General features: G+C 69.9%; 17 protein-coding genes. 8 read left to right on the plus strand and 9 right to left on the minus strand.

Annotated elements, in window-relative coordinates; translation table 11 throughout:
• On the plus strand, nt 1-1,038 hold the full coding sequence (locus ACTWQR_RS36320; RefSeq protein WP_443231494.1) for a rod shape-determining protein: 1,038 nt from the start codon (nt 1-3) through the stop codon (nt 1,036-1,038).
• Between the two features lie 169 nt (nt 1,039-1,207).
• Here ACTWQR_RS36320 and ACTWQR_RS36325 read toward each other — a convergent pair whose 3' ends face one another.
• Nucleotides 1,208-1,582 carry an STAS domain-containing protein gene (locus ACTWQR_RS36325; protein WP_443231495.1) on the minus strand — a complete coding sequence of 125 codons (375 nt, stop codon included), beginning with the start codon at nt 1,580-1,582 and terminating at the stop codon, nt 1,208-1,210.
• Between the two features lie 527 nt (nt 1,583-2,109).
• On the opposite strand from ACTWQR_RS36325, the gene ACTWQR_RS36330 reads away from it, so the two are divergent.
• Nucleotides 2,110-4,263, plus strand: coding sequence for a protein kinase domain-containing protein (locus ACTWQR_RS36330; RefSeq protein ID WP_443231496.1), 2,154 nt, complete (start codon nt 2,110-2,112; stop codon nt 4,261-4,263).
• A 212-nt stretch (nt 4,264-4,475) separates the two neighbouring features.
• Here ACTWQR_RS36330 and ACTWQR_RS36335 read toward each other — a convergent pair whose 3' ends face one another.
• Complete coding sequence (locus tag ACTWQR_RS36335) at nt 4,476-5,150, minus strand: response regulator (RefSeq protein WP_443231497.1); 675 nt, start codon at nt 5,148-5,150, stop codon at nt 4,476-4,478.
• A complete protein-coding gene (locus ACTWQR_RS36340; protein WP_443231498.1) occupies nt 5,147-6,832 on the minus strand; it encodes an ATP-binding protein in 1,686 nt (561 codons plus the stop codon). Before ACTWQR_RS36340 ends, ACTWQR_RS36335 begins: the two co-directional genes overlap by 4 nt.
• 145 nt (nt 6,833-6,977) lie before the next feature.
• On the opposite strand from ACTWQR_RS36340, the gene ACTWQR_RS36345 reads away from it, so the two are divergent.
• The 5 genes from ACTWQR_RS36345 to ACTWQR_RS36365 are packed head-to-tail and all read left to right on the plus strand — an operon-like array spanning nt 6,978 to nt 11,551.
• Nucleotides 6,978-7,940 (plus strand): Bug family tripartite tricarboxylate transporter substrate binding protein, encoded by a 963-nt coding sequence (locus ACTWQR_RS36345; RefSeq protein WP_443231519.1) that lies wholly within the window; start codon nt 6,978-6,980, stop codon nt 7,938-7,940.
• Nucleotides 7,937-8,470, plus strand: a complete 534-nt coding sequence (locus ACTWQR_RS36350; RefSeq protein ID WP_443231499.1) for a tripartite tricarboxylate transporter TctB family protein — start codon at nt 7,937-7,939, stop codon at nt 8,468-8,470. The genes ACTWQR_RS36345 and ACTWQR_RS36350 overlap by 4 nt, the downstream gene beginning before the upstream one ends.
• Entirely contained in the window at nt 8,470-9,969 is a 1,500-nt protein-coding gene (locus ACTWQR_RS36355; RefSeq protein ID WP_443231500.1) for a tripartite tricarboxylate transporter permease, read from the plus strand. Before ACTWQR_RS36350 ends, ACTWQR_RS36355 begins: the two co-directional genes overlap by 1 nt.
• 44 nt (nt 9,970-10,013) lie before the next feature.
• Nucleotides 10,014-10,409 carry a universal stress protein gene (locus ACTWQR_RS36360; protein ID WP_443231501.1) on the plus strand — a complete coding sequence of 132 codons (396 nt, stop codon included), beginning with the start codon at nt 10,014-10,016 and terminating at the stop codon, nt 10,407-10,409.
• Nucleotides 10,406-11,551 (plus strand): DUF475 domain-containing protein, encoded by a 1,146-nt coding sequence (locus ACTWQR_RS36365; protein WP_443231502.1) that lies wholly within the window; start codon nt 10,406-10,408, stop codon nt 11,549-11,551. The genes ACTWQR_RS36360 and ACTWQR_RS36365 overlap by 4 nt, the downstream gene beginning before the upstream one ends.
• A gap of 222 nt (nt 11,552-11,773) precedes the next feature.
• On the opposite strand, the gene ACTWQR_RS36370 is transcribed toward ACTWQR_RS36365, so the two are convergent.
• Together ACTWQR_RS36370 and ACTWQR_RS36375 are read right to left on the minus strand one after the other, a co-directional pair.
• Nucleotides 11,774-12,196: an SHOCT domain-containing protein gene (locus ACTWQR_RS36370; protein ID WP_443231503.1), complete on the minus strand. Its 423-nt coding sequence runs from the start codon at nt 12,194-12,196 to the stop codon at nt 11,774-11,776.
• Nucleotides 12,197-12,380: 184 nt separating this feature from the next.
• A complete protein-coding gene (locus ACTWQR_RS36375) occupies nt 12,381-12,635 on the minus strand; it encodes a hypothetical protein (protein ID WP_443231504.1) in 255 nt (84 codons plus the stop codon).
• A 1,040-nt stretch (nt 12,636-13,675) separates the two neighbouring features.
• Here ACTWQR_RS36375 and ACTWQR_RS36380 point away from each other — a divergent pair.
• Nucleotides 13,676-14,923 (plus strand): outer membrane protein assembly factor BamB family protein, encoded by a 1,248-nt coding sequence (locus ACTWQR_RS36380; protein WP_443231505.1) that lies wholly within the window; start codon nt 13,676-13,678, stop codon nt 14,921-14,923.
• Between the two features lie 344 nt (nt 14,924-15,267).
• Here ACTWQR_RS36380 and ACTWQR_RS36385 read toward each other — a convergent pair whose 3' ends face one another.
• The 4 genes from ACTWQR_RS36385 to ACTWQR_RS36400 all read right to left on the minus strand — a co-directional run bounded on the left by ACTWQR_RS36385 (nt 15,268) and on the right by ACTWQR_RS36400 (nt 21,026).
• The gene (locus ACTWQR_RS36385; protein ID WP_443231506.1) at nt 15,268-15,924 is read right to left on the minus strand and encodes a response regulator; all 657 of its coding nucleotides are present in this window, start codon (nt 15,922-15,924) and stop codon (nt 15,268-15,270) included.
• Nucleotides 15,921-18,278 carry a sensor histidine kinase gene (locus tag ACTWQR_RS36390; protein ID WP_443231507.1) on the minus strand — a complete coding sequence of 786 codons (2,358 nt, stop codon included), beginning with the start codon at nt 18,276-18,278 and terminating at the stop codon, nt 15,921-15,923. The genes ACTWQR_RS36385 and ACTWQR_RS36390 overlap by 4 nt, the downstream gene beginning before the upstream one ends.
• Nucleotides 18,279-18,710: 432 nt before the next feature.
• Nucleotides 18,711-19,898 (minus strand): hypothetical protein, encoded by a 1,188-nt coding sequence (locus tag ACTWQR_RS36395; RefSeq protein ID WP_443231508.1) that lies wholly within the window; start codon nt 19,896-19,898, stop codon nt 18,711-18,713.
• 222 nt (nt 19,899-20,120) lie between these two features.
• Nucleotides 20,121-21,026: an AraC family transcriptional regulator gene (locus ACTWQR_RS36400; protein ID WP_443231520.1), complete on the minus strand. Its 906-nt coding sequence runs from the start codon at nt 21,024-21,026 to the stop codon at nt 20,121-20,123.
• Nucleotides 21,027-21,047 lie beyond the last annotated feature (21 nt).

The raw sequence follows: 21,047 nt of genomic DNA on the forward strand, positions 1-21,047 counted from the left end.
ATGACCGCCAGTCTGGAGCAGTTGCGCCGCTGTCACTTCGCCGTGGATCTGGGAGCGGCTAGGACGCGCGTGTACGTGAAGGGGGCCGGGCTGGTCGTGGATCAGCCGAGCGTCGCCGCGGTGAACACGAAGACCGGCGCCCTGATCGCGGTCGGCGAGTTCGCCGAGAAGATGACGGGCCGTACGCCCCACTACATCCGCGTCATGAGGCCCGTCTCCGGCGGCACGGTCGTCGACATCGAGATGGCCCAGCGCATGCTGCGCCAACTGCTCGGCGACAGGATCCGCCGAACCCTGCGCCGCAAGCCCCGGCTGCGGGCCGCCGCCTGCACCCCGCACGACGCCGACCCGCTCGCGCAGCGCGCCGCGATCGAGACGCTCGTGGGACTGGGGGCGCGGCGCGTCGAACTCGTCGACACGCTCATCGCCGCCGGCGTCGGCTGCGGACTGCCCGTGCAGCAGCCCGAGGCCACAATGATCATGGTGTGCGGGGCGGCCGCCACCCAGGTCGCGGTGCTGTCCCTCGGCTCGATCGTCACCGCCGAACGCATCCCGGTGGGCGGCGAGGCCGTCGACCACGCGATCGTCCAACACCTGCGCCACCAGCACGAGTTGATGCTTCCGTCGCAGAACGTACGGCCGCTGCAGCTCGCCCTCTCCGGGAACGGGCTCACCGCGCACGGCCCCGCCTCCACCGAGATCCACGGCCGGGACGTGGCCACCGGCCTCGCCCGTTCCGTGCGGGTCGACACGGCCGCCGTGCGCGATGCCATCCAGACGCCCCTGACGGCCGTGCTCGACGGCATCGGCAAGGTGCTGCGCGTCTGCCCGCCGGACCTCGTGGCCGACCTCGCCGACCGCGGGATCATGATGGTCGGCGGCAGCGCCCTGCTGCCCGGGCTCGACCAGATGCTGCGGCAGGCGACCGGCATGCCGGTGCACATCGCCGAGCGGCCCGAGGTGTGTGCGGTACTCGGCCTGGGCGCCATGCTGGAGGGCAAGGTCGAGCCGCTGGTCCTCGACCCGCTGGGCGCCTGAGCGGCCCGTACGCAGGCGGTATTCAGGCGCGCACGGGCGGCGGGCCGACTGGCGGGCGGTCAGGCCGGTGCGCGAGGTGCCACGGTCACTTCCGGGATGGTGCCGCCGCAGCACGGTCAGGGCGCGGGCGAGGACCTCGCGGCACTCCTCCTCGGTCGGCCGGTCGCGCTCAGGCCGCGCCGCTCTGGTCCCCCTGCGTGTCGAGCGGGGCGGGCAGGGTGTCGAGGACGCTGAAGTCGCCCTCGAGGTGGGTGATGCGCAGGACGCGCCACACGCCCGGGGCGCAGCGGACGAGCCGCAGGGTGCCCCGGTGGTTCGTGACCCGTTTCTGAATCCTGATGAGGAGCCGCAGGCCGCCGGCGTCCAGGAAGGTCACACGGCGCAGGTCGACGACGACGTCCGGGGCCGGCCGGTCGAGGAGTGCCGCGATGCCCGGCCAGAGCTCCAGCTCCGCCCAGGCGTCGAGTTCGCCCAGCGGCTCGATGACGAGAGTCGGGCCCACTGCTCGGTGATTCAGCTCGAAAGTGCGGTGTTGGATGCTCATGGCCCACCCCAGTGATCTCCTCCCCAGGGGGCGACGACAAGGCGGGTGGTGCGACCGCGGACGGCGGCGGCACCGGTCACCACCGGGGTCCGGGGTGGCACCTAGTGGTATGAGAATCGTGCCCCGTCAGAGCCGTTTTCTACCGTTTCTAAAGACTGAGAAGTGAGTCCTGTTGCCAGAACCCATGTTCAGCCGCGTGCCCCGAACGGTTTTGGGCACAGGACGTCGGGACAGTCGGGGGCTGTCGGGAACCTGCCGGTAGTGCGTGGGAAGGCTTGCGTACAAAGGGACGTCAACTGTCCATGCGCCAGAGGAAGTACGGCAGTACGTCGGCTGAAGTTCCCCGCGTGCCGCCCGGCGACGCGAATTCCCGCACCACCGGAACAAGCCATCCCGAATGACTCGCGTGACGGAAGTGACCGAAACCCTGACCGCGCGCCAGGGCTGGGTTAGCCTCGTCTTCCCGTTACTGCGAACTGGCGTACGGCGAAAATCACTTCGGGGGATCCGTGTCAGAACAGCGGCCGGTGCCACCGGACTTAGCGAAGAGTGAGGCTGCCGCGCTGCGGCAGACCGGCACCTCGCCCCTGCGCACCGGCGACCCGAGCCGCGTGGGCCCCTATGTACCGCTCGCACTGCTCGGCAGCGGCGGTATGGGGCGGGTCTTTCTGGCACGTCCCGCGGACGACAGCCCTGGTCTGGTCGCGGCGAAGGTGATCAGGCCGGAGTACGCGGACGACGCCACGTTCCGGCGCCGGTTCGAGCGTGAGGCGTCGGTGCACGCCCGGATCCGTACGCCGCAGACGCCGAGATTGTGCGGCACGGGGTTCCAGGACGAATTGCTGTGGATGGCCACCGAGTACCTCCCGGGGCTCGATCTGGCGGCTGCCGTACGTGAGGACGGCGCTCTGGAGGTCGCCGCGGTCTGGCGGCTGGTGGCGGAGCTGGGGCGGGCGCTTGCCGACCTCGCCGCCGCGGGGATCGTGCACCGGGATCTGAAGCCGTCCAATGTTCTGCTGTCCGCCCGGGGCGCGCATGTGATCGACTTCGGCATCTCCAAGGCCGCTGACGCGAGCGCGATCACCGGCACGGGCAACCGGGTGGGAACTCCGGCCTACATGTCGCCGGAGCACCTGAGGACAGGCAAGTCCGACACGGCGTCGGATGTGTTCTCGCTGGCCGGGACGCTGGTCTACGCGGCGGCGGGAAGTGCTCCGTTCGGCGACGGCACGGGTGTCGACGTGATGCACCGGGTGGCGTTCGAGGAGCCGGATCCGGAGCTGCTCGGTGAGATCTCGGCGGCGGACGCGGCGCTTGGCTCCCTGCTGTCCGCCTGCCTGACCAAGGAGCCCGAGCGGCGGCCCACCGCACAGGACCTGATCGACGCGGCCGGGGCCCACACCGGGACGTCGAGCTGGCCGGAGCCGCTCGGCGGCAGGGTACTGGCCCGGCAGCGGGCGTACGAGGTGCTGCACCGCCTCCCCGTCGAACGCAGGGCTCGCTTCCGGCCTCCCGAGGGCCAGTCCTCGGACGCCCGCTTTCCGGACCGCCAGTCTCCGGACGGACCGTCCTCGGACGCCCGGTTTCCGAACGCCCAGTCTCCGGACGGACCGCCCTCGGACGCCCGGTTTCCGAACGGCCAGTTTCCGGGCGCCCGGTTTCCGGACAGCCCGTCCTCGAACGCCCAGTTCCCGAACGGCCAGTTTCCGGACAGCCCGTCCTCGAACGCCCAGTTCCCGAACGGCCAGCTTCCGGACAGCCCGTCCTCGAACGCCCAGTCTCCGGACAGCCCGTCCTCGAACGCCCAGTCTCCGGGCGACCGGTCTGCGGACGACCAGTCTCCGGACGACTGGTCCACAGGCGCCCAGTCTGCGGACAACGGGCCCCCGGACGACCGGCCGGAGGCGGTGCCACCGGCCCCGCCCCGGCAGGTGAGCCGGCCCGCTCCGCCCGGTTTCGGACCACCGGTGGAGGCGGCAAGCCCTTCCGCCGTCACACCGCCGGCGCGGTCGCGCCCGGCGGGAGGCCGCACCTGGGCGCGGAAGAAGCCGGTGCTGGCCGTCAGCGCGGGCATCACCGTCTGCGCGGTGGCCGCGGTGGTCTTCGTGCTCGCTCGTCAGGACGCCCCCGCGAGCGCTGCCTCCCCGGAGGCCGGTGCGACGTCGACCGCCACCGGCACCGTCCCCGGCGATGCCACCCTCTCACCGGTGCCCGGGACCTCGGAAGGGCTGTCTGCCCCGCACACGTCCGGCAAGACCGCCGACGGCGGCACCGGCCCCGACGACGACGCCTCACGCCCTGAGGACTCCCGCCCCGCCGCCGCGGACGACGTCCGAGGAAACGATCCCTCTCCTCCTGGCATCGAGCCCAGCGACCCCGCCGACGCCACTCCGTCCCCGAGCAGCCCGCCCTCCGACGAGCCCGCGGCCCAGCCCTGGATCTCCGACTGCACGCACTACTCGGGCAACGGACGCACAAGCCAGGGCGACAGCGGCAAACGCGTGCTGCAAGTGCAGTGCATGCTGACGAAGCGCGGCTACGGAGTGGGGAACTCGGGCGTGGACGGCACCTTCCGCCCCGAAACGGAGTCCGCGGTGCGGAGCTTCCAGAGCGCCAAGGGGCTCAACGCCGACGGCGTTGTGGACCGCGAGACCTGGGTCGCGCTGCGCAGCTCGGACTGATGTCCCCGGCCCGGCGTCAGGCGGAGGTCTCGGCGGTGGCGGTGAGACCGCGCTGCACGCGGGTCGGCCGCACGCGGGTCGGCCGCACGACATCCGGCCGCGGCGCGATCCCGCCGGCGGTCAGCCGGATTGACCAGTCCGTGCCGACGCACGCGTCCGCCGCTCACTGCCGGTGAATCACGAAGACCTCGCCGGAGGCCCGTCAGCACCCATCAGGCGTTCCAGTGGTAGCGGCGCTCGGGACGGCCCGCCTGCCCGTAGCGCAGCGATACCTCGGCCTGGCCCGTAACAGTCAGGTATTCGAGGTAGCGGCGCGCGCTGACGCGCGAGACGCCGACCCTCGTCGCGCACTCGGCCGCGGACAGGGTTCCGTCAGCCGAGCGCAGTGCGCGTTGGACCAGTTCCGCGGTCTCCACACTCATGCCCTTCGGCAGAGTGGACGTCACGGTCGGTGCCGCCGCCCGTCCCAGTGCGCGGTCCACATCGGCCTGCCCGCTGACCGTGGCGGCGTGCAGATTGTCTCGCCGGGCGCTGTACCGCTCCAGCCGGTCCTTTAGATCGTCGGCGTCGAAGGGCTTCAGAAGGTAGTCGACCACGCCCTGGCGGACGGCACCCCGGACCGCCTCTGCCTCGCGGGCGGCACTGATCACCAGCACATCGCAGTCATGGGCCGCCGTCCGCAGCCGGGGTATGACATCCAGACCGAACATGTCGGGCAGATAGAGGTCGAGCAGAACCAGGTCGGGCTGCAGCTCGGCGGCGGCGGCGAGCGCCTTCTCCCCACAGTCCGCCGAACCGACCACGCGGAAACCCTCGACACCGTCGACGAATCCGCGGTGGATCCGCGCCACCATGAAGTCGTCCTCGACAACCAGTACGTCGATCATCGGACTTCCTCCGTCTCCCGATCGGTGAGCTGACCTACGGACATCCGGGCGGTGAACATGGCGCCCGGCTGTGTGTTGGACACCGACACCTCGCCACCTCTGCGTGTGCAGACCAGCCGGGTGAGCGCCAGGCCGATGCCCCGGTCGCCGCCCTGCGCGGCCTTTGTGGTGAAGCCGCGGGAGAACACCTCCTGCGCGAGCTCGGGAGCCACGCCCGGGCCCGAGTCACGCACCACGATCTCCACACTTGATGCGTCCTGGCGCAGCTCGACCTCCACCCAGGCATCGTTTTCGTGGTCGGCGGCCGCAGCGGCGTCGAGGGCATTGTCGACGAGATTGCCGAGCACCGTCGCCACGTCCGCGGAGTCCATCGGCTCCAGGCGGTCCAGGGCCGTGAGCTCCGAGATGCGCAGCTGGACCCTGCGCTCCGCCGCGAGCGCGGACTTGGCCATGAGCAGCGCGGCGACGGCCCGGTCGCGGACCCGGCTGGTGAGGGTCAGATCGAGCGACTCACGGTGTTTCCGCAGGGCACGGACGTAGCGTACGACCTCGTCGTGCTCGCCGATCTGGATGAGCCCGGAGATGGTGTGCAGCTGGTTGGAGAACTCGTGGGCCTGCGCCCGCAGCAGTTCGGTGCTGCTGCGGAACGAGCCCAGTTCGCGTTCGAGTTGGGCCAGCTCGGTACGGTCCCGCAGGGTGGTCACCGAGCCCAGCCGGCGGCCGTCCTTGGTGACGTCCATCCGGTTCATCACCAGCACCCGGCCCCGGCGTACGACCACCTCGTCGCGCCGCTCCGTACCGAATTCGGCTCCGCGCTCAGCTCCGTGTTCGGCGCCGTGCTCACCGCCGGTCGCGGCCAGTACGTCGTACAGCCTGCCCCCGATCCCAAGGTCGGCCAGGCTCATCCCGACGCAGTCCTCGGGAAGGTCGAGCAGTTTGCGGCCGACCTCGTTCACCAGCGTGAGCCGCAGCTGCGGGTCGAGCGCGATCACGCCCTCGGCGATCCCGAACAGCATCGCCTCGCGGTGCTCGGCGAGGCCCGCGATCTCACGGGGTTCCAGCCCGAAGGTCTGGCGTTTGATCCGCCGGGCCAGCAGCCAGGATCCGGCGCCCCCCAGCACGCTCGCGATGCCGAGGTAGGCGAGCAGATACGACGAGGCGCCGTTCAGCCGCTGCCAGACGGTAGGCGAGACCCGTCCGATCATGACCGTGCCGATGTGCTCGCCGACGTGGTTGTCGTTGTCCGCGAGCACCGGGACCTGGGCCACCAGTTCACGGACCCCGTCCACCGGCAGCTCCCCCGACCAGCCGCGCGCCAGCGCGACGCTGGGCCCGTCGACCGGCAGCCGCGTCCCGACCAGGGTGGGATTGGTGGCGGCGACGATCTCACCGGCGGCGTCGGCGACCGTGACGGAGGTGACGTTCGACTGGGTCAGCTTGGTCTGCAACAGCGGCGCGAGGGTCTCGGCGGGCGCGGGATGGCGGAGCTGGCTGCGCAACAGTGGGTTTCCGGCCATCTCCTCGGCGAGGGCGGTGACCCGGCGTCCCTCGACCCGATCGAACGTCGCACCCGACTGCGCCAGCGAGACCGCGGCGACCGCGACCAGCACCAGCACAACGACGGCGAGCTGCAATACCAGCAGCTCACCGGCGAGTGTGTGGCGGCGTGACGTAACGACCACTATGAACTCAACCTTCAATGCTCACACAAGGCAGACGGGCTGTCCGCGGAACCGCACAATCATGGCGCCGGACTCGCCCAAGCGAAAGAGATGAGCCATGAGAACTCGCAGAGCCGCACTTCTCGGAGCTCTTGCCACTGTGTCGATGGTCGCCGTGAGCGCCTGCGGCGCCACCGCGGAGAAGGAGGAATCGGGGGGCGGAAGCGGAGGCGACAAGCCCGTCACCGGTCTTCGGATGATGGTGCCCAACACCCCGGGCAGCGGCTACGACGTCACCGCCCGGACCGTCGCCCAGGTGATGCAGGACAGCAAGGTCGCGTCCGGGGTCCAGGTGTACAACCTGCCCGGCGCCGGCGGCACCGTGGGCCTGCAGCGTCTGGTGAACGAGAAGGGCAACGGCAAGCTCGCCATGCAGATGGGGCTGGGCGTGGTCGGTGCCGCGTACACCTCGAAGTCGGCGGCGACGCTGACCGACACCACGCCGATCGCCAAGCTGATCGAGGAGGCCGGCGCGATCGTCGTGTCGAAGGACTCCCCGTACAAGACGATCGACGACCTCGTCACCGCGTGGAAGAAGGACCCCAAGAAGGTGGCCGTGGGCGGTGGCTCGTCGCCGGGTGGCCCGGACCATCTGCTTCCGATGCAGCTGGCCGAGGCCGTCGGCATCGAACCGAAGAAGGTCAACTACGTCGGCTACGACGGCGGCGGCGAGCTGCTGCCCGCCATCCTGGGCAACAAGGTCGCCTTCGGTGCCAGCGGATTCGGCGAGTTCCTCGACCAGATCGAGGCGGGACAGGTGCGAGTGCTGGCGGTGACCAGCGAGAAGCCGATCGACGCGGTGAAGGACGCCCCCACGCTGAAGGACTCCGGGATCGACCTGGTCTTCACCAACTGGCGCGGCATCGTCGCTCCTCCCGGGATCACCGACGCGCAGAAGAAGACCTGGATCGACAGCCTGACCAAGATGCACGACTCGGAGCAGTGGAAGGCCGAGCTGACCAAGCGCGGCTGGGCGGACGCCTTCGTCACCGGTGACGAGTTCGGCTCCTACCTGGAGGAGCAGGACAAGTCCGTCGCCGACCTGCTGGCAGAGCTCGGGCTGGCATGAGCTCCGGGATCGACGAACGGAGCGTCGAGGACGCCCGTCCGCAGCAGGGCAAGGACCGCGCACAGTACGGTGTGTGCGCGTTCCTCGCCCTGCTGGGCACCGCGGTGATCGTGGACGGGCTCGGGATCCCGGACATCACCAGCAGCACCGACCCGGTGGGACCGCGCGCGGTGCCCGTACTCCTGGGCGTACTGCTCCTGGTGGTCGCGGTGCTGTACGCGGTCGATGTGGCCCGGGGCGGCCACGGTGAGCCGGAGGCCGGCGAGGACGTCGACCTGTCGCAGGGCACCGACTGGCGCACGGTCCTGTTGCTGATCGGCGCGTTCGTGGTGAACGCGGTGCTGATCGAACGGCTCGGCTGGGTGATAAGCGGCGCACTGCTGTTCTGGGGAACGGCCTTCGCCCTCGGCAACCGGCACTACATACGCAATCTGCTGATCGCGGTGACGATGTCCCTCACCACGTTCTACGCCTTCGCGATCGGGCTCGGTGTGAACCTCCCGGCCGGTGTGCTGCAAGGAATCCTGTGATGGACAACCTGAACAACCTCATGCAGGGCTTCGAGGACGTCATCGCCCCGATGAACCTGCTGCTGGCGCTGATCGGCGTCCTGGTCGGCACCGCGGTGGGTGTGCTGCCGGGCATCGGCCCGGCGATGACCGTGGCACTGCTGCTGCCGATCACCTACGGGATGGAGCCGGTACAGGCGTTCATCATGTTCGCCGGCATCTTCTACGGCGGCATGTACGGCGGATCGACCACCTCCATCCTGCTGAACACCCCCGGGGAGTCCTCCTCGGTGGTGACGGCCATCGAGGGCAACAAGATGGCCAAGGCCGGCCGGGCGGCGCAGGCGCTCGCCACCGCCGCGATCGGTTCCTTCGTGGCGGGCACGATCGGCACGCTGCTGCTGGTGCTCGTCACCCCGATCGTGGTGGACTTCGCGATCAGCCTGGGTGCGCCGGACTACTTCGCCCTGATGCTGCTCTCCTTCATCGCGGTCACGTCGGTGCTGGGCGCGTCACGCATCCGGGGCCTGATATCGCTGCTGCTGGGTCTGACGATCGGCCTGGTCGGCATCGACACGGTGTCCGGACAGCAGCGGCTCACCCTGGGCATCCCCCAGCTGGCCGACGGGATCGACGTGGTCGTCGTCGCCGTCGCCATCTTCGCCGTCGGCGAGGCGCTGTGGGTGGCCGCGCATCTGCGGCGCAAGCCCGTCGAGGTCATCCCGGTCGGCAGGCCGTGGATGGGCAAGAAGGACTGGAAGCGGTCCTGGAAGCCCTGGCTGCGGGGTACGGCGTTCGGTTTCCCGTTCGGTGCGCTCCCGGCCGGCGGTGCGGAGATCCCGACCTTCCTGTCGTACGCGACGGAGAAGCGGCTGACCAAGCACCCGGAGGAGTTCGGCAAGGGCGCGATCGAGGGTGTGGCCGGTCCGGAGGCGGCGAACAACGCCTCCGCGGCGGGCACGCTGGTCCCGATGCTGGCCATCGGGCTGCCGACGAACGCGACCGCCGCGGTCATGCTGGCGGCGTTCCAGTCGTACGGCATCCAGCCCGGCCCGCTGCTGTTCGAGCGGGAGGCGAGCCTGGTCTGGGTGCTGATCGCCAGCCTGTTCATCGGCAACCTGATGTTGCTCCTGCTGAACCTTCCGCTGGCGCCGACCTGGGCGAAACTGCTGCAGATTCAGCGCCCCTATCTGTACGCGGGAATCCTGTTCTTCGCGTCCATGGGTGCGTACGCCGTCAACGCACAGCCCCTGGACCTGTTCCTGCTGCTGTTGCTGGGACTCCTCGGCTTCGCCATGCGGCGGTTCGGACTGCCGATACTGCCGCTGATCATCGGCGTCATCCTCGGCCCGCGGGCCGAACTGCAGGGACGGCGCTCCCTGCAGCTGTCGGGCGGCGAACTGTCGGGGCTGGTGGGCGGACCGGTGTCCTACGCGGTCTACACGGTGATCGTGCTGGTGCTCGTCTGGCCGCTGGTGCGGCGGTTCGTCGTACGTCCATTGCGTGAGCGAAGTGCCTGAGAGGTGAGCGAAGTGCCTGAGAGTGCCTGGGAGGGAGAGCAGACATGACCGTACTGGTCGGATACGTACCCACGCCCGAGGGTGAGGCCGCGCTGCGCGCGGGAATCGACGAGGCCCGCCTGCGCGGCGAGAAGATGCTGGTGGTGAACACCACGCGGGGTGACGCCTATGTGGATCCGCGCTTCGCGCAGGAGCCCGATCTCGCTCATGTCCGCGAGGACCTGGCCGCGTTGGGGATCGAGTTCGACATCCGCCAGGTGCTCGGCGCGGGGGATGCCGCCGAGGAGATCATCGAGCTGGCGGAGCAGGCGGACGTGTCCCTGGTGGTGATCGGTCTGCGGCGCCGAAGCGCGGTCGGCAAGCTGATCATGGGCTCAGCCGCGCAGCAGATCCTGCTGGGAGTCGGTTGTCCGGTCCTCGCCGTGAAGGCCCAAGGATGATCTTCAGGACATTCGGCTGGTCGTTCGCCGTCACGGCGGTCGGCCTCGCCTTCGCCGCGTGGCAGTGGGGGTGGGAGGCGTTCGGGATCGTACTGATCCTGTCGATCCTGGAGATCTCGCTGTCCTTCGACAACGCGGTGGTCAACGCCGGAATCCTGAAGAAGATGAACGCCTTCTGGCAGAGGCTCTTCCTCACCGTCGGCATTCTGATCGCGGTGTTCGGCATGCGGCTGGTCTTCCCGGTCGTGATCGTCGCCATCAGCGCGAAGGTCGGTCCCATCGAGGCGGTCGAGCTCGCCATCGACGAACCGGGCCGGTACGAGGACCTGGTCACCGACGCCCACCCCGCCATCGCGGCGTTCGGCGGGATGTTCCTGCTGATGATCTTCCTCGATTTCATCTTCGAGGACCGCGACATCAAGTGGCTCGGCCGGCTGGAGCGCCCGCTGGCCAGGCTCGGCAAGGTCGACATGCTGTCGGCCTGCATCGCGCTCAGCGTGTTGCTGGCCTCGGCGCTGACCTTCGCCACCCACGCGCATGTCAGCACGGGCCATGCGGACAAAGCCGCCACGGTGCTGCTCTCCGGAATCGCCGGCCTCATCACGTATCTGGTCGTGGGCGGCCTCTCCGGATACTTCGAGGACAAGCTCGAAGAGGAGGAGGAGCATGAACACGAGGAGGAAGAAAGGGCCAAGGCCGAGGGCAAGCCGGTCTCGGTGGCCGCCCTCGCCGGCAAGGCGGCGTTCTTCCTCTTCCTCTACCTGGAGGTCCTGGACGCGTCCTTCTCCTTCGACGGTGTGATCGGCGCCTTCGCCATCACCAACCACATCTTCTGGATGGCGCTCGGCCTGGGTATCGGCGCCATGTACGTCCGGTCCCTGACCGTCTATCTGGTCCGCCAGGGCACCCTCGACGACTACGTCTACCTGGAGCACGGCGCGCACTACGCGATCGGTGCCCTCGCCTCGATCCTGCTGATCACCATCCAGTACGAGATCAGCGAGATCATCACCGGCCTGGTCGGCGTCATCCTGATCGCGGCATCCTTCCTGTCGTCCGTCCGCCGCAACAAGGCACTCGAGGCGGCCGAGCGGAAAGACCTGACCTCGGAGGAGAAGACTGAGGTCTCGTCCGGAACATGACCGGTTGGCGATCAGGACCGCACGGCCCGTGAACGCGCCCACAGAGGCTCTGCCCCCTTCCGGGCCGGAGCCTCTGCGCGTGTCACCGGTGGCCAGGTGGAAGAACGCGGTGCGGGACGAGATCGCCGTCCCGAGAGAGGAACACGAGCGGCCGTGGGACCGTTCTCCTCCCCCGGCACAGCTGAACCCGCAGGCCGGCCGTTTTCTCCGCGTCGGACGGAGTCAGTGGTGGAGGAGGACCCTCTCCTTGGCCCGGCGGAACTCCTCATCGGAGATGTCGCCCCGGGCCCTGACCTCCGAGAGCTTGGCCAGTTGGTCCGCCTCGCTGGCGGGGCCGGCGGCACCGACGGCCTCGCGGACATACCGGTCCGTCGCCTCCAGCTTGGCCCTGACGTGCTCTTGTTCACGCCTGCCCATGCCCTTGCCCCTGGCGATGACATAGACGAACACGCCCAGGAACGGAAGGACGATCGTGAAGACCAGCCATCCCGTCTTGGCCCATCCGCTCAGGGAGTCGTCGCGGAAGAGGTCGACGATCACACGGAAGAGCAGGAAGACCCACATCACCCACAGGAAGATCCACATGACCGTCCAGAAGGCCCCCAGGACCGGGTAGTCGTAGGCCAGGTTCACATAGCTGCCCATTGCTTCTCCATCTGGTGTCGTCCGTTTGTCGGTGCGGCCCACGCCGGGCCGACCGCTACCACTGTTCTTCGCCGGGAGGTTCCGCCGCCCGCCCCTGTCTCTTGGTCAGCCCCATCTCAGGCTCCTTTCCTGGCGGTTGGTGTGACGTACGTCCTGAGGAGAGCCCCGGCGCGCGCCGTGCGCATCAGCCGGGGCGGACGTCTGGCCGATCGCCGACGGGCGGCCGCTGCGCTGTGTCGGTGGCCGCGGCGAGGATTCCGAGAAGGGCCGGCACCAGAACGACAATGCCGAGGACCAGTGCCACGGCCCCGGGAGTGGAGCAGTTCCACAGCACCAGGGCGGCGAGCCCGCCGCCGGCGATGACTAGGCCGGTGGTCCAACTGCCTTGTGTGCCCAGCCAGCGGCCGGCCGCGCCGGTGCCCAGACCGTGGCGCGCCATGGTCCGGCCGGTGGCCCCGGTTCGTGGTGCCCGTTGGGTCGGATCGGCGGCGGCGGGAGGACGTGAGCGCGGAGGAGGAGGGAGGCAGCAGTGCAGGGCATCCGCCGACGCGGCGGCCTCAGCGCGTCTTCAGATACTTCGCTGCCTCCGCGAACACCCGGCCGCGCTGCGATCCGCGGCGCTGCTGTCCGCGTCTTCGGCGACGGCCTGGTAAGTGGGGAGGTGGGGAGGACGGCCTCAGGCTTCTTCCAGAGCCTCACCGAACTCGCGCGGCACCAGGCTGTGCTGGCTGTGGGAGAGCTGGTGTCCGACCCTCGGGACCAGCGCCACCGGCCACTCGAGGATCTCGAAAGCGGTCGAGGCCCTCGAAAGCGGTCAGTACGCCAACACCCCCGAGAAACGGGAGCTGTTCGGGAGGGAGCAGTTCAACACGCGTGCCGAACAGGCCGAGAGGCACGGTGTGGTGGGTAACAGCGCGTTCAGCTGCCCCACTTGGCGTCTTCGCGTCCGCGCCCGGGGCACCGCCCTGGAGGCGGTGGGCGTCCTGCTGGGGTGACAGTTGATGCGGGCATGGTTGCCATCCGTTCCATCGCCGACCAGGAAGCTGTCGGCGATGCGTTTTGGCATATTTCGCCGTCTCGTCAACCATACCGAGGGTGTGCAGACGTCGCATCGCCAAGCGGTGGGCCGAGCATGACTGCGATGTCGCCGGACTGTGGTGAGGGCGCGGCACGACGATGCCGAGGGTCGGCAGGACCACATGGCGCAGCGAGGCCGGGATGACGGCGGAGGAGCCGGAACACGCGCACCGGTGACCATCGCCTGGGCGCCGACCGCGAGTGCGACCAAGCGCGGCAGATCACCAGCGCTCACGCGACTGCCAGGAGTCGCTGATCTTGTGTGACAGGAGTTTCACGGACGGGTCCCGGTTGCGTACCGCCCGACGACTGGCCGAAATCCGACGGCTAGCCTGACCGCGATCAAGACGTCCCCAGGGGGCGTCGGCGACATTCGGGCGAAAACGGGGACGGGGAACCGACATGGGCAGACGTGACGGGCACGCGGTGTCACGCAGGCGGGCGCTCAGGCTGGCCGGGACGGGGCTGGGGCTGGCCGTGCTGGGGGCAGGCGCATGGGGGTGCACCCCCGAAGAGGAAACGGGCGCGTCGGCCGGCGGCCCAACTCCCGGCGGAGGCAAGGGTGGTGACGCCGACAAGGGCGGCGACACCTTCAGCACCCCGCCCCCGGGCACCGCGCCCAAGCCGCTGTGGCAGCAGAAGACAGCCAACGACAACCTGGCCGGGATCCACGCGCTCGCGGTCATCGGCGACACAGTCGTGGTGTCGGGCGACCCGCTGGTGGGGCGTGACGCCGTCAGCGGCAAGGAGAAGTGGTCACGGCCGGGCGTCACCATTCCAGGCGCCAAGCTGATCATCGGCGGCGGGACGCTCTATCTCGCCGGCGCCGAGTACGACGGCGACGTGGTGGGCCTCGATCCGGCCACGGGCAAGGAGACCTGGCGCAGCCGCCTGGGCAAGGAGTACGAGCAGCCGCGCCCCATCGCGGCCGACGACCGCCACGTCTACGTCCTCGCCGGAATCCTGGAGGAGGACCTCTCGTCGCCGACCAACGTGATCGCCGCGATCGACACCACCTCCGGCAAGATCACCTGGCGTGAGAAGCGGGACACGGGGACCGAGGAGTTCGGCATCACCGCCGCGGTCGTCGGCGGGCGCCTCGCGTACACCGATTTCCGGAAGAACGTGACCGTCCGCGACACGACGACGGGCCGGCAGCTCTGGACGAAGAAGATCGGCAGGTCCAACTACTACCGCTTCGCCGTGCACGAGGACCTGTTGATCGTGCCGGACGGGCAGCGGTTGCGGGCGTTCGCGCTGGCCTCGGGCACGGAGCGCTGGTCGCTGGCGAATGAGAAGGCCACCTGGTTCAACGATCCGCAGGTCCTGGACGGGGTTCTCTACGCCTCCGACAGCGCGTTCGGCATGTGGGCGGTGGACCCCGGAACCGGCAAGCAGATCTGGCACAACAAGGACCTGGTGGGCAAGGCCGCGGAGGCGTGGCAGTTCGCCAAGGTGGGCGGCACGGTGTACGGCGCGACCGAGCACGACAAGAACGGCGGCGTGCACGCCTTCGACGCGGCGACCGGGAAGTTGCGCTGGACGTACAACGACAACACCGGTGAGAGCCAGAAGTGGTACGTGGTCCCGGCGGGCAAGCGGCTGGCCGCGATGCACGCCAAGCGGCTGTACGCGCTGCCGGCCGTCTGAGCCGACGGAGGCTGGCGGGTAGCGCGGTGGCGGGAGCCTGACCACGGCCGGCGTCGGTCGCAGGGACAGGGCAGACGGGACAGGGCAGGGCAGGGCGTCATGGGTCGGGCCGCGAGAGGCGCGGCGTGGAGCGCGGCGCCCTGCCCGTGCGCGCGCCGGGCGCCGCGCACCACGCCCGTCGCCCCGGCAGGTTGCCAAGGGCCGTCGCGAGCGCCCGGCCGCCGTCCTGGACCGTCGGCAGACGGTCCGTCGGCGGGCCGCGCCGGCTCGGGCCCCGCTCACGTCGGAGAGTCCCCCAGCAGGCCAGGAGAGATCTCGAGGTTGTCCGTCCCCTTAGCCCGCGCTCAGAGATCGTCCACGTCGACCAGCCCGTCCTGGATGGCCCGGGCCACCAGGCTCGCCTTGGTCCGCGCGGGGCGGCCGACGTTCGCGTACTTGATCCGCACCCGGTCCAGGTACGAGTTGACGGTCCGTACGGAGATGCCGAGACGCTGCGCGACCAGGTCCTTCGACTCCGACTGGAACCATTCGATGAGCACGTTCTCCTCGCGTACGGAGAGCTGGGGGCGGTCGGCGCGGGTGTTCGTTCCCAGCGCGCCGGCCAGCGCGGGCGGCATGTAGGGCCGCTCATCGGCCGCTGCCAACGTCGCCTCGACCAGGTGCTCCCGGCCCTCGCTCTTGGTCAGGAAGGTCGCGGCTCCCAGATCCAGGCAGTTGAGCGCTGTCTTCTCGTCATCCCGCATCGAGTAGACGACCACCTGCCGCCCGGCGTCGACGAGCCTTCGAAGGCCGCCGAAGGCGGGGCCGCCCTCGCCCAGTTGCAGATCGAGGACAACGACATCGGCCGTGCTGCCCGGCGCGGTCCAGGCTTCCTGTACGGAGCCGCCGGCCGCGACCACGGTGATGGTCCGCCGCGATGCGGCGTACCACGCTTCTACGCCCGCGAGGATGGCGGGATGGTCGTCCACGACGACCACGCTGACTGGTGCGTTGTCACTCATGTCAGCTCAACTCCGGAGGCCGCTGTCAGCTCAACTCCGGAGGCCGCCGGTCTTCTCCAGCCGGCCTCCACCCACACACTTCCGCCGCGCGTCGTTCGTGCCACGGTCACCTTCGCGTCCGTGGCACGGCCGTGCGCTTGAGCGGCCTCCCCCGTGCCACGGCCGCCGGCGCAGTCCTCGCTGACCACGCTCACCCGGACCGCGCGGGGGGTCCACGCGACCGTCACCCGCGCGGTCGAGCGGGTGCGGCCCAGAATCACCGCCACCGGGTCGATCAGCTCCCTGCGCACCTCCACAGGCACCTCACCCGACTGGCCTCGTACGGCCAGGCTCACCGTCACCCCCTGGTGCTCGGCCACCTCGACGCATGCCCGCAACTCGTTCAGCAGCGGGTCGGAGACGGCATCGCCCTCGGCGAACAGGCGGCGCATACGGGTGGCTTCCACACCGCACCGCAGCCTGACCTCCTCGTCGTGCGGGCTCAGCACACCGTGGCCAAGGCCCACGAGCAGCGGCACTGTCGTCGCCGTCAGGGCGCGGTAGCGCTCTTTGTGATCACGCTGCATGTCCTCGTGGATACGTTCCCGGGTACGCATTTCTTCCTCTCGTGCGGCCGCGGTCCCCGCTGCCGGCGCCGTACCGTGGAGCAGGCGCGTCACCAGTACACCGACGGAGAGCTGGAAGCCGCAGGCGGAAATCGTGGAGATCCCCATGACGGCCGACTCGGCGGCGGTGGGCGCCCCCGACAAGAACACAGCGGTCGCGTTGAGCCCCATATGCGCACCGAGGAACGCCGCGAAGAACCTGACCCGCAGGTCTGCCAGCAGGAACAGCGCATGCCAGCCGACCAGTCCGAACGCCCAGTCCGCCGGACCTGTCGACTGCTCCGGCGGGAGCGTGAACGCGCATACCGCCGAAACGGCCAGCACCGAGCCCAGGCTCCACCCGCGCACCCTCGGCGGGATCTGCCTGCCACGCAGCAGATAGGCGCCCCCGGCCACCGCGACGGCGGCGAGGCAGACGAAGGCGGCTGTCTGTGCCCACGCGGGGCGGAACACGTCCTGGTGGACCATGAGCCGGCGCAGCGAGACGGCGAACTGCCACACCAGGCTGATCAGCAGCACGGCCAGTTGGGCCCCGTAAAGGAGCTGCCCGCGAATGAGGCGCACGGCAGCGGTGTGCTGTGCCTGGACGCGGGGCGTGCGCGGTACGCCGGCAGTCACCTGTGCTTCGTCCACTGCCTGTGCGGCCCGGGCCCGGCCGTGCCAGCGCCACTGCACGCGGGTCCCGGTACCCGGATGGGAGGTAACGGAAGCGGAGCCTCCGACCGTGTGCATCCTGCCGATGATGGAACCGGAGACGCCCCGGCGCCGTGCGGGGACGGACTGCGGGTCGAAGCCCCGTCCCGCGTCGGCCAGTTCGACGACGACACCGTCCCCCTCAGCCCATGCCCTGAGCTCCGCTTCCCGCACCCCGGCATGGCGTGCCACATTGGTCACGGCCTCCCGGACCCCGTTGAATATCGCGAGCCCAGGGCCGGACGGAATCACGAGCGGGCCGTCGATGCGCGTTTTGAGCTGCACCCTGGCCGGTCCCTCTCCCTCGGGCACACAGCCGAGAAGCACCGCGAGGTCGACGCTTCCCGTCTCGAATCCGGGCATGGCGGACAACGCCTCCAGATCCTGTCTGGCCCGCGGCGGCAGCCACGACCAGTCCCGGCCGTCGCCCTGGGAGACCATCAGCAGCGTCGCGCTCGCCGTGTCGTGCAGGGTCGCCAGGTACTCGCGCTCGGTTGCCCTCCGCGCGGCGGCGACAGCGGCCTCCCGGCGCGACGCCGCCCGGGCCGCGGCCGACCGGTCGGCCGCCCGGGCCCGCGCCCGCACCATGAGGTAGGCAGCCCTCGACAGGCCCACCTGAACAAACATGCGCACCAGGGGTACCACGTCGGGGCCGTGCCCGGGCGAGGAGAGGACGTCACCGAGCACGCAGACGGCAGTCCCCAACGCGGCCAGGCCGAACCCGGCCACTGGGCGCGTCGCCCACTCGTATTGGAAAGCGACGACGCAGATGCCGACAATCGCCTCCACCATCACATCCGCGCCCTCGCCACCGAGCACCGGCTGAGACAGCCCCGTGAGCACGAGCACGGCCGCGTCCAACGTCCACAGCAGGGCGAACGGGAGCGGGTGGCGCAGCGCGTAGAGGCGCACACCGCAGGCCAGGACGGCGGGCACCAGCAGAGACATCGCCAGAGGAATCTCCGCCCCGTCCGCCAGCACGACGCCCAGCGCACCGCACAGACAGACCACGCTGGACCGGAGCCACACCCCGTACCGCTCGAGGGTCAGGATCAACAGGCGCTCACTGGACCCGGGCCCGTCTATCGGCTCAGCGGCTCCATCCCTGTCCCCCTCGTATCCCCCATGCCGCACAGGAACAAGAATAGTTGATCCACGATCAAGGTAGAGCGCCCATGGGCCTCCGGCCTCGGTGCGATGAAGGCGTCAGGGCCGGCCTTCTGATTCCAAAGATTCCAGCTGCCGAACGACGCCTGAGCTGCCGCCCCTTGGGGGGGGCGGTACGGGCACGGCGAGGGTACTGGCCGGGCCCGTTTGAGCCCCGCGAGCAACTGCGAGAAATAGCAGGACTGGTGAGATTCGAGGGACCGTCGCGACCCTTGTCCTGACGCCACTGCTGGGGGCAGCACGAGTAGTGGGCTGGTCGAAGGGCTGTTGGGCGTGGGACTGGAGCGTTCCTCCGGTGTCGACCCACCCATCTGTGCAACCTCAGTGCTTCAGGCTGGCGATCACCAACCTGTACGTGGAATCGCCGCCTTGGGAGATTCCGACCGAGCCGACGCCGAAGACCTTGTCAGTGCCCGGGACCGCCACGATGGCGTTCAGCCGGAGCGACTGTTTCGCGCTGGACCTGATCCCGTCACCGCTCGGCAGCTCCGGCTTCGCGATCCCCTCGCAGTCGCCGTCCGCGGTGCGGTACCGGCCGGCGCCGACGACCAGCCCGCCCTCACCGTCGCGGACGGAGCGGCCGCGGTCGGCACACGCGCCCTCCGCGTTCGGCAGCTTGGTCCAGCGGGTGCCGTTCCAGCGCAGCCGGATGTCCTGAGCGGGCGGGTCGGACTCGTCGTCCTCGCTGTAGGAGCTGAGGACGCCATAGGCGCGTACGTCGTCCTTCGCCGACGCGACGACCTCCGTGAGCTGGGCATAGGCCTCGGGCGCGGGGACCGTGTAGTGGTACTCCGGCATCTCCACGAGTTCCCAGGTGCGGCCGTCCCAGTGCACGGCGGCCGGCTGGGTGTGCCCCAGGACCGGGTCGGTGCCCCCGACATACGGCCCGCGGTCGCCGACCGCCCACAGGTCGTCCGGCGCGACACCGTCGAGTGCGCTGACGGAGGTGGGCAGGTCCATGGTGGTCCAGCGGCTGCCGTCCCAGTGGTACGCGCCCGATTGGCCGTCGAGGACCCAGATGTCGTTCGAGGCGAAGGCCTTGACGTCGGAGGCCCGGGGGTCGTCGGGGAGTTCGGGCAGTGCGGTCCAGCGGATGCCGTCCCAGTGGGCCATCCGCAGCGAGTTCAGGCTCTGCCGGCCTGCGGTCAGCAGGAATCCGTCTGAGCCTGAGTCAAAGGCGTCGAAACGGGCGTTGTAGACGCTGCCACCGAACGATGCCGGCATGGGACGGCGCTGCCAGTCGGTGCCGTCGTAGTGCATGAGGAAGCCGTCGTCGACCGAAGCGCCCCCGTCGTGGCCGAGGTCGGACTGGCCCACCACCCAGAGGTCGTCGGCGGCGGGTGCTATCACGCCGGACAGTGCGGGCGTCCTCCCGTCCTCGCCCTTGAGGACCTTGTCGTATTTCCAGGTCAAGTCCGGCCCGAACGCGGCGCGTGCGACGACGACGGAGATGAACAGGAGCAGCAGCACTGCGAGCGCCAGGTTGACCTTGATCATGCGCGAGTTCACGTACACGTTCCCCGCCTCCTGCTCCCCCCGGGGCACTGGTCGGGGCAGCATACGTTCCGGACTCTCGCCTGGATCAGGCACCGTGCGTCGCCTCAGGGCTCGCTACTGGGCTCGCTCGGCGGCGTCAGGTTCCGGTGACCCCATTGAGCCGCCCTGACCTGCGGAAACCGTAGAACAATCCGGACTGCTCCTCGCACGCTCCTCCCCCGCGGTCAAGCCGGCTCAGGGGAGGGCACCCTCGGGGGTGCGCACGGTGTTCCGCAGGCGTGCGGCGTCCTGGCTGGGGGGCGCTCCGAACTGGCGGCGGTATTCCCGGCTGAACTGTGACGGGTTGTCATAGCCGACGCGATGGCCGACTCCGGTGACGTCGCCCGGGTGGGTCGCGAGCAGCAGCCGGGCCTCCTGCAGCCGGATCTGCTTCTGGAACTGGATGGGGCTCATCGCGGTCACCGCCTGGAAGTTGCGGTAGAACGCGGAGACGCTCATGCCGGACAGGCGTGCCACGTCCTCGACCCGGAAGGGCTGCGCGTAGTGCTCGCGGATCCAGCGCACCGCCCGGGAGACGTGGCTGAGGCTGCTGTCGGCCAGGCCGAGCTGGCGAACCGTCGCACCCTGCTCGCCGATGATCACGCGCCACAGGATCTCGCGCTTGACCAGCGGGGCCAGCACCGCCCGGTCACGGGGCTCCTCCAGCAGGCGCAGAAGTCGGACCACCGCGTCGAGCAACGGGGCCGAAGCGTCGCTGACGGCGATCCCCGACGGCGCGCCTCCGCCGGCGCGGGGAGCGTCTCCGGGCCCGGCCTGCAACAGCAACTCGGCGACGGCGGACGGTTCCAGCACGAGACCGAACCCCAGCGCCGGCTGCTCGGGGTCGGCCTGGGTGAACTGCCCGGTGACGGGCAGGTCGACCGACGCCACCAGGTACTGGCCGGCGCCGTACTCGTACACCCTGTCGCCCAGGGCGAGGCGTTTGGCGCCCTGGGCGATGACCGCCAGCACCGTGCCCGACATCGAGGGCGCCGGCGGATCCGGCCGGTCGACCTTCGAGATCAGGACACCGTCGATGGCCGTGGTCCAGTCGGGGCGGGCATGCCGGGCCAGCAGGGTGCGGAGCTCCTCGATGTACATGCCTCCATTGCAGCACCATTC

Source organism: Streptomyces sp. 2A115 (assembly GCF_052245575.1).
GTDB lineage: Bacteria > Actinomycetota > Actinomycetes > Streptomycetales > Streptomycetaceae > Streptomyces.